This is a genomic window from Cedecea davisae DSM 4568, assembly GCF_000412335.2.
In the GTDB taxonomy this organism is placed as follows: Bacteria; Pseudomonadota; Gammaproteobacteria; order Enterobacterales; family Enterobacteriaceae; genus Cedecea; species Cedecea davisae.
On record NZ_KE161030.1, the window covers coordinates 3,166,169 to 3,173,841 of the forward strand.

Consider the following 7,673-nt stretch of genomic DNA (forward strand, 5'->3'; position numbering starts at 1 on the left):
TCGTTGAGATAAAAAAGGGCAGCCGGCTGGCTGCCCTTTTTATTGCTATTGCCCGCTACAGCAGCTCTTTAGCCGCTTTCACAATCTCCCGCGCCGTCAGACCATATTCCTGCTGCAAGAACTCCTGAGTTCCCACCTGGCCGTAACGTTCCTTCACGCCCACCCTGCGCATCGGCACCGGGCAGGTTTCAACTAACACTTCCGCTACCGCTGAACCCAGCCCGTTATGGATGCTGTGGTTTTCGCAGGTCACGATACGCCCGGTTTTTTCCGCATAGTTCTTCACCAGCATGCGGTCGATAGGCTTGAGGGTGAACATATCGATAACCGCCGCACTTACGCCCTCTTTCTCCAGCTCCTGAGCCGCCTTAAGCGCCTCTGTAACCATAATGCCGTTGGCAATCAGCGTGATATCCGTGCCCTCGCGCAGCACGTTGCCCTTGCCGATGGTAAATGTCGAACCTTCCTCATAAACCGTCGCGGCCTGCTTGCGGATGGTGCGCACCCAGTAGAAACCTTCCAGTTCGATAAGCTGACGCAGAATGTCTTTAAACATCACCGCATCGGTCACCTCCAGCACCACCGAGTGGGCCAGCCCGCGCACGATACCCATATCTTCAAAAGACATATGAGTGCCGCCGTTGTGGCAGGCGGTCACCCCGGCATCCGAGGCGATAACCTTAACGTTGTTGCGCTGGTAATCCAGCGACATAAAGAGCTGGTCGAAGCAGCGACGGCTGGCGAAGGCGGTAAAGGTATGAACGAACGGTTTACGTCCGGTCAGAGACAGGCCCGCCGACACGCCGATAACATTGGCTTCCATAATGCCGCAGTTGATAACGTGCTGCGGGTTGTCGCGCTGTACGCCGTCCATTGCCATAGAACTCATCAGATCGGCTTCCAGGGCGATAATGCCGCTGTCGGCGTTTATCTGCTGCTGCACAAAACCGGCGTAAATCTTACGCATCTCTACGGCGTCCTGAGCGCCCGACTGGCTTACCTTAATCATGTCTCGCCTCCAGTTGCTCAATGGCCTGCTCAAGCGCCTGCTTTGACTGCTCCGTCAGGCGCAGGTGGTGTGAATTGCCCAGTTGCTCAAGGTATGGAACGCCCTGCCCTTTAATGCTGTCCAGGACAACCAGAAGAGGACGCTGCTCGCCGCCGCGGGCGGGTTTAACCGCCGCCAGCAGCCCGGCGACGTCATCGCCTTTCACCTTCACGACGTCGAAGCCAAAGGCGCTGAACTTCTCTTCCAGACTGAAAGCGCAGATGATTTCATCCAGCTCGCCGTCCAGCTGCTGCTTGTTCCAGTCCACGAACACCGTCAGGTTATTAAGCCGGTGATGAGCGATAAACTGGAAAGCCTCCCAGCACTGCCCCTCATTCAGCTCCCCGTCTCCCACGATGCAGAACACGCGGTTGCGGCGCTGCGCCAGCTTGTGCGACAGCGCGATACCGGCGGCAATTGAAATCCCCTGCCCCAGCGAACCGGTCGTCGCATCCACCCCTCGCGTCTTCAGCCTGTCAGGATGGCTAGGCAGCGTGGTGCCGTTCTGGTTCAGCGTCGCCAGTTGCTCAACGGGGAAGTAGCCTTTCAGCGCCAACGTGCTGTACAGCGCCGGGCCAGCATGCCCTTTTGAGAGCACGAAGTAATCGCGCTCCGGCCAGTCCGGGTCGTCCGGGTCAACGTTCATCACCTCGCCGTACAGCACCGCCAGCGTTTCGACCACCGACATACTGCCGCCGTAGTGGCCGAATCCCAACTGGGTGAGCGCCTTTAGCGTCTCCACCCGAATATCACGCGCAAACCGCGTAACGTCAGCCAGTTCACTCATCATTTAGCCCCCGTATTGTCTTCAGTTTGCGCGGCAGCCGCGCCTTTTCCCTTACCCAGGTAGTTAAAGCCGACCAGCAGCGCAAAGATGGCTACCACCAGCGCGGTAATCGCCGTTGGCGACAGGAAGCGCGCCAGGTTACCCAGCACGATGCCCACCACGCCGAAATCGGCATCCGAGAAGGTGGTGTTAGCGAAGCCGAGCGCGCCGAGCACAGGCAGCAGCAGAACCGGCAGGAAGGTAATCAGCAAGCCGTTGGCGAAAGCGCCGACCATTGCCCCACGGCGGCCTCCGGTAGCGTTACCAAACACGCCAGCAGTAGCGCCGGTGAAGAAGTGCGGCACCACGCCGGGCAGGATAAGCACCAGCTTCATCTGCCCGAGCAGGAACAAGCCGACCAGGCCGCCAAGGAAGCTGAACAGGAAGCCAATCAGTACGGCATTTGGCGCGTAAGGATAAACCACCGGGCAATCCAGCGCCGGGCGGGCGTTTGGCACCAGCTTCTCGGAGAAGCCGGTAAACGCCGGGACTATCTCAGCCAGGATCAGGCGCACGCCCTGCAGGATGATGAACACCCCGGCCGCGAAAGTAATTGCCTGAATAATGGAGTAAACCAGGAAGTTTTGACCGCCGCTTAGCTTCTCTTCTACATACGACTGGCCGGCGCAAATCGCGAGGATCATGTAGATAATTATCATGGTCAGCGAGATGGAAATGGAGCTGTCGCGCAGGAAGCTAAGGTTCTTCGGCAGGTTCATCTCTTCCGTTGAACGTGAGCCTTTCCCGCACTTGCTGCCTATCCAGCCGGAGAGCACGTAACCCAGCGTACCAAAGTGACCAAAGCCGATATCATCCGTGCCGGTAATGCGGCGCATATAGCGCTGAGCGATTGCCGGGAAGAAGGCCATGATCAGGCCGAGGATCAGAGACCCGGTAAACACCAGCCCCACGCCCTCAAAGCCCGCCACCGTCAGGATCACGCCAATCATACAGGCCATATAGAAGGTGTGATGCCCGGTCAGGAATATGTATTTCAGGCGCGTAAAGCGGGCAACAATAATATTTGCCACCATCCCAAAAGCCATAATTAACGCGGTGGATGCGCCATATTTTTCCAGCGCAATAGAAACAATCGCCTCGTTATTTGGAATAATCCCCTGAATATTGAAAGCGTGCTCAAACATCCCGCCCAGCGGGTTTAAAGAACCGACTAATACGGTTGCACCGCCGCCCAGAACAATAAAACCTAAAACCGTTTTAATGGAGCCTTTAACGACATCAGAAAAGGACTTCTTTTGCGCCACCAGGCCAATAAGTGCGATAAGCCCTACGAGAATCGCCGGGACTTTGAGTATATCGACTATAAAATTCAGCGTGCCAAGGATAAACATATCCGCCTCCGCTTATTTTTATGATTAACGACTGGCAAAATAAGCACTCAGCTTATTTTCCAGTTCATTGATATCAATGATGTTATTGATAACCACCAGTTGGCTATCCGGCAGGCTGGCGCTGGCGGCAATGTCCTTCGCCATCACAAACACATCTGCCGCGCCCGGCGTCGCGGAGGATAAATCTGAATGCTCCACCTCGGCTTCAATATTGAGTTTTTTGAGTACTTTTTTAATATTCATCTCGACCATAAAGCTGCTGCCGAGACCGGAACCGCAGATTGCCATTATCTTCATGATTATTACCTTATTGTTTTAAGTAGAGTACAAACACATCGCATTTTTCAATGCAACGTAAAATACCTTGGTGTTAAGTTTATAAAATCAGAATCGATTAATGATTTCTGTTATTTCCTCCAGGTTCGTTGCCTGATGAAGTAATGCCATGTCATGCTCGCTGGAAAATAATTCAGCGAGCGCCGAGATCATTTCAATATGGCTGTGGCTATCGGGCGCGGCCAGCATAATAATAACGTTTACCGGGTCGTTATCTTGCGAACCGAAGCTCACTCCCTGCCTCAGCTTAAGCAGCGAAAGTCCCAGCCCGCTTGCCCCTTCTTCAGGGCGAGCATGCGGCATCGCCAGCCCCGGCGCCAGTACATAGTAAGGCCCAAGCTTTTGATGCTGCTGCATGATGGCCGTCAGATAGCGCGGAGCAATCACGCCCGCCTCCAGCAGCGGCCTGGCGCTAAGCTCCAGCGCCTGCTGCCAGTTTTCCACGCCATCCTGAAGCAAAATAGTCTGCTGATGCAGCCATTGGTTAAGCACGAAAACCTCTCGAATTAGACGTTGATGATGGGCAAACTTTATTCAACGGCCTCGGGTTTAACTGTGATTGATATCACAAAGATAGCGCTACCAATGACTATCATTCGGTTTTGTGATAGCGCTATCAAAATGCAATCATTGCGTTAAATCGCATTAAGCACCACGATTTCAGGCGTATACTTGAGCGATATTTCCCCTTCCTTTTCAGGGGCCAACGTCAGCCTGGCGTTTTACAGGATCAGAATCAGGAATCACAATGTCCATAACCCGAAAGCGGCGTAGTACCGGTAAGGTGACGCTTGCAGATGTGGCTCAGCTGGCGGGCGTCGGTACGATGACGGTATCGCGAGCGCTACGAACCCCGGAGCAGGTTTCCGACAAATTACGCGAGAAAATTGAGGCCGCAGTTTCCGAACTCGGCTACATGCCAAATCTGGCCGCCAGCGCGCTGGCTTCAGCGTCTTCGTACACCATTGCGATGGTGGTGCCGAGCCTGGCAGAGTCCGGCTGCAGCGAAATGTTTGCCGGATTGCAGCAAGTCCTGCAGCCCGCGGGGTTTCAGATTGTGCTGGCCGAGTCCCAGCACCGGCTGGAGCAGGAAGAGAAGCTGCTGGAGACGCTGCTGGCCTCGAATATTGCGGCGGCGATCCTACTCAGCGTCGAACATAGCGATACCGTGCGGGGCTGGCTAAACCACGCCAGCATTCCGGTGCTCGAAATTGGCGCTACCCGCTCAGATCCGTTGGATATGAATATCGGGATTGATAACGTCGCGGCAATGTTTGAACTGACCGAAATGCTCATCCAGCGCGGCTACCAGAATATCGGCCTGCTGTGCGCTAACCAGGAGCAGTGGATTTTCCAGCAGCACCTGCACGGCTGGTACAAAGCCATGCTGCGCCACCATATGTCTCCCAACAGGGTCATTAACGCCGCCGCCCCGCCGAACTTCTCCACCGGAGCTGCCCAACTGCCGGAGTTTTTGCTGGCCTGGCCGGAACTGGATGCCCTGGTATGCGTTTCGGACGAGCTGGCCTGCGGCGCGCTGTACGAATGCCAGCGCCGGCGCATCAAGGTGCCGGACGATTTAGCCGTAGTGGGGTTTGGCGATAGCGACGTAAGCCGGGTTTGCCAGCCCGCGCTGACCACCATCTCGGTCCCACATCGCAAAATTGGAATTGAAGCCGGGCGGGCGCTGCTGGCGAGGCTCAACGATGAAGAGTGGAACCGCAGCCCGACAATTGCTTCATCGCTGTGTATGCGGGACAGTTGCTGATTTCTCCCGCCATTCTACCTCTCCCCCCAAAGAGGCGAAGGGATCTGAGACGTTCCTTCGCCTTCCACCGAGCGTACTATCAAATCCCTCAGCCATTTATGAGCCGGTTCGCGGTGCAGGTGCTCATGCCAGAGCATATTCATATCAAAGCCGGGAATATCTATCGGCGGCGGGAAATACTGCAACTGCGGGTTATTCTTAACCAGGCGCAGCGGCAGCATGCCGACCATATCTGTCGTGGCGATGGTGAAGACGGCAAACATAAAATGCGGTACAGAAAGCACCACTTTCCGGCTTAGCCCCATTTCAGACAAAACCTTATCGGTATTGCCCCAGAACCCACCGCCGTCCGGCGATATCATTACGTAGTCCAGTTCAAGAAACTGCCTGAGCTTTGGCGCGGTTTTCAGCAACGGGTGGCCAACGCGGCTTGCCAGGACATACTCTTCTCTGAAAAGCGTGCGGCTACGCAGCCCCTGTGGCGACTCCTCGGGAATATGAAAGAACAGATCAACCTTGTCCTGACCTGCCGATTTCGCCATATAAGAATTAGCGCCGCTGAGAATAGCCAGCCGGGTTCCGGGCGCATCACGCCGCAGCATTTGTAGCACCGGCAGCAAAACCGTATTCTCGCAGTAATCCGCCGCAACCACCTGCCAGGTGTGGGACGACTCGCCGGGAATAAACGGCCCGGGAGGAGAAATAGCTTTATCGAGCATTCCCAGCGCCTCGCTCAGCGAGGCTCGCAGCAGCTCCGCACGGGCGGTAGGCCGCATGCCACGCGGGCCGGGCAAAAATAGCGGATCGTTCAGGCTTTTGCGCAATTTCGCCAGCTGCACGCTGACGGTAGGCTGCGAAAGGTTCAGCGCGCGGGCGGCACGCGTCACATTAGGATCCTTTAGTAACGCTTCCAGAGTGAGAAGAAGGTTGAGATCCAACTTTCTGAGATTATCCATTGCAATACCTGGTATCAGGGAAATTCATTTCTACTATACCGAACAACACAATAACATTCATCCCTGATGAAGTCCTGACGGAGAGCGCGATACGCTCAGCCCTCAGCGATATTTCTTAATATTACTATAAGCGCCAGTACAATTATTTCCAGTGCTGAAGAAAAAATTATTCATGACCCAAAATATGAATAATTACCCACCTTTTTAATTGTTATTCAAAACCTGAATAGCAAAATAATAAAACAGGAGATTAAAATGCCAACGGGTCTTTTTGCCTTAGCACTTGGGGCGTTCGGAATTGGTCTGACGGAATTTGGTATCGTCGGCCTGCTTCCGCAAATCGTTGCCGAATTTAATATTAGCGAGCAGGTAGCTGGCTATCTGGTTTCCGGTTATGCAATCAGCGTGGCGGTAGGCGCAATTGCCTTAACCTCAATTATGATCCGCATGGAACGTCGCTTAACGCTATTACTGCTGACCGCATTATTTATTGTTGGCAACCTTATTTCCGCCATGTCCACTAGCTACGAAACCCTGCTGTTTGGGCGTATCGTTGCGGCCCTGTGCCACGGCGCATTCTTCAGCGTGGGCGCGGTCGTTGCCTCTGATATGGTTGCGGGCGATAAAAAAGGCGCCGCTATCTCTCTGATGTTTGCCGGTCTTACCGTCTCCAATATCGTCGGCGTTCCTCTTGGCACCTTCGTTGGCCTCGAACTGGGCTGGCGCACCACCTTCTGGGCACTGTCTATTATCGGCCTGGTTACCATAGTCGGGATCAAAACCCTGGTTCCGCCGATGCCCGCTCATAAAGACACGAACCTTGGCCGCGAGTTTGCCGTTTTCAATCGTCCACAGGTCTGGGTTTCCGCTCTGCTTAGCGTGCTCTCCTTCGGCGGCGTAATCGGCGGCTTTACTTACATCGCCTTCACCCTGACTCAGGTTTCCGGCTTTGCCACGCAGACCGTACCATGGCTGCTGGTGCTGTTCGGTGTGGGAACTTTCATCGGCAATATCTACGGCGGCAAAGCTGCGGATAAATCGCTGAATAAATCTCTCGGTGCCATTCTGCTGCTGCTCACCCTGGTGATGGCCTCCTTCGCGATGTTCGCCCAGAGCCAAATCATGACGGTCATTCTGATGCTGCTGATGGGCACCGTTGGGCTGGCTACCGCGCCAGGCCTGCAGCTGCGTATGATGAAATACGCCAGCGACGCGCCTACCGTGGCCTCCGGTACCAATATTGCCGCGTTTAACATCGGTAACGCTTTGGGGGCATGGCTTGGCGGCATGGCTCTGGATAAAGGCTTCGGCTTTGTCTCTCCGCTGTGGGTCGGGGCTGCACTGAGCCTGGCCGCGCTGGCTGTGGTTATCCTTGGCAGCGTAAACG

General features: G+C 54.9%; 8 protein-coding genes. 2 read left to right on the forward strand and 6 right to left on the reverse strand.

Annotated elements, in window-relative coordinates; all coding sequences use genetic code 11:
- Positions 1-55: 55 nt before the first annotated feature.
- From HMPREF0201_RS14345 to HMPREF0201_RS14365, 5 genes are all read right to left on the reverse strand, one after another.
- Positions 56-1,009 carry a transketolase family protein gene (locus HMPREF0201_RS14345; RefSeq protein ID WP_016537450.1) on the reverse strand — a complete coding sequence of 318 codons (954 nt, stop codon included), beginning with the start codon at positions 1,007-1,009 and terminating at the stop codon, positions 56-58.
- Positions 1,002-1,835, reverse strand: a complete 834-nt coding sequence (locus HMPREF0201_RS14350) for a transketolase (RefSeq protein ID WP_039899373.1) — start codon at positions 1,833-1,835, stop codon at positions 1,002-1,004. Before HMPREF0201_RS14350 ends, HMPREF0201_RS14345 begins: the two co-directional genes overlap by 8 nt.
- On the reverse strand, positions 1,835-3,226 hold the full coding sequence (locus tag HMPREF0201_RS14355; protein WP_016537452.1) for a PTS ascorbate transporter subunit IIC: 1,392 nt from the start codon (positions 3,224-3,226) through the stop codon (positions 1,835-1,837). Before HMPREF0201_RS14355 ends, HMPREF0201_RS14350 begins: the two co-directional genes overlap by 1 nt.
- Positions 3,227-3,250: 24 nt before the next feature.
- Entirely contained in the window at positions 3,251-3,523 is a 273-nt protein-coding gene (locus HMPREF0201_RS14360) for a PTS sugar transporter subunit IIB (protein ID WP_016537453.1), read from the reverse strand.
- A gap of 87 nt (positions 3,524-3,610) precedes the next feature.
- The gene (locus HMPREF0201_RS14365; protein ID WP_016537454.1) at positions 3,611-4,054 is read right to left on the reverse strand and encodes a PTS sugar transporter subunit IIA; all 444 of its coding nucleotides are present in this window, start codon (positions 4,052-4,054) and stop codon (positions 3,611-3,613) included.
- Between the two features lie 256 nt (positions 4,055-4,310).
- Here HMPREF0201_RS14365 and HMPREF0201_RS14370 point away from each other — a divergent pair, with 256 nt between their 5' ends.
- Complete coding sequence (locus HMPREF0201_RS14370) at positions 4,311-5,330, forward strand: LacI family DNA-binding transcriptional regulator (RefSeq protein WP_016537455.1); 1,020 nt, start codon at positions 4,311-4,313, stop codon at positions 5,328-5,330.
- Between the two features lie 14 nt (positions 5,331-5,344).
- On the opposite strand, the gene HMPREF0201_RS14375 is transcribed toward HMPREF0201_RS14370, so the two are convergent.
- Entirely contained in the window at positions 5,345-6,286 is a 942-nt protein-coding gene (locus HMPREF0201_RS14375) for a LysR family transcriptional regulator (RefSeq protein WP_016537456.1), read from the reverse strand.
- Positions 6,287-6,541: 255 nt separating this feature from the next.
- On the opposite strand from HMPREF0201_RS14375, the gene HMPREF0201_RS14380 reads away from it, so the two are divergent.
- Positions 6,542-7,673, forward strand: a 1,132-nt coding sequence (locus HMPREF0201_RS14380) for an MFS transporter (RefSeq protein ID WP_016537457.1), incomplete at its 3' end; no start/stop codon positions are given.

Excerpts from the sequence above, each read along its gene's own strand:
- HMPREF0201_RS14345 (WP_016537450.1), bottom strand. The coding sequence starts at position 1,009 with ATGATTAAGGTAAGCCAGTCGGGCGCTCAGGACGCCGTAGAGATGCGT.
- HMPREF0201_RS14355 (WP_016537452.1), bottom strand. The coding sequence starts at position 3,226 with ATGTTTATCCTTGGCACGCTGAATTTTATAGTCGATATACTCAAAGTC.
- HMPREF0201_RS14350 (WP_039899373.1), bottom strand. The coding sequence starts at position 1,835 with ATGAGTGAACTGGCTGACGTTACGCGGTTTGCGCGTGATATTCGGGTG.
- HMPREF0201_RS14370 (WP_016537455.1), top strand. The coding sequence starts at position 4,311 with ATGTCCATAACCCGAAAGCGGCGTAGTACCGGTAAGGTGACGCTTGCA.
- HMPREF0201_RS14360 (WP_016537453.1), bottom strand. The coding sequence starts at position 3,523 with ATGAAGATAATGGCAATCTGCGGTTCCGGTCTCGGCAGCAGCTTTATG.
- HMPREF0201_RS14375 (WP_016537456.1), bottom strand. The coding sequence starts at position 6,286 with ATGGATAATCTCAGAAAGTTGGATCTCAACCTTCTTCTCACTCTGGAA.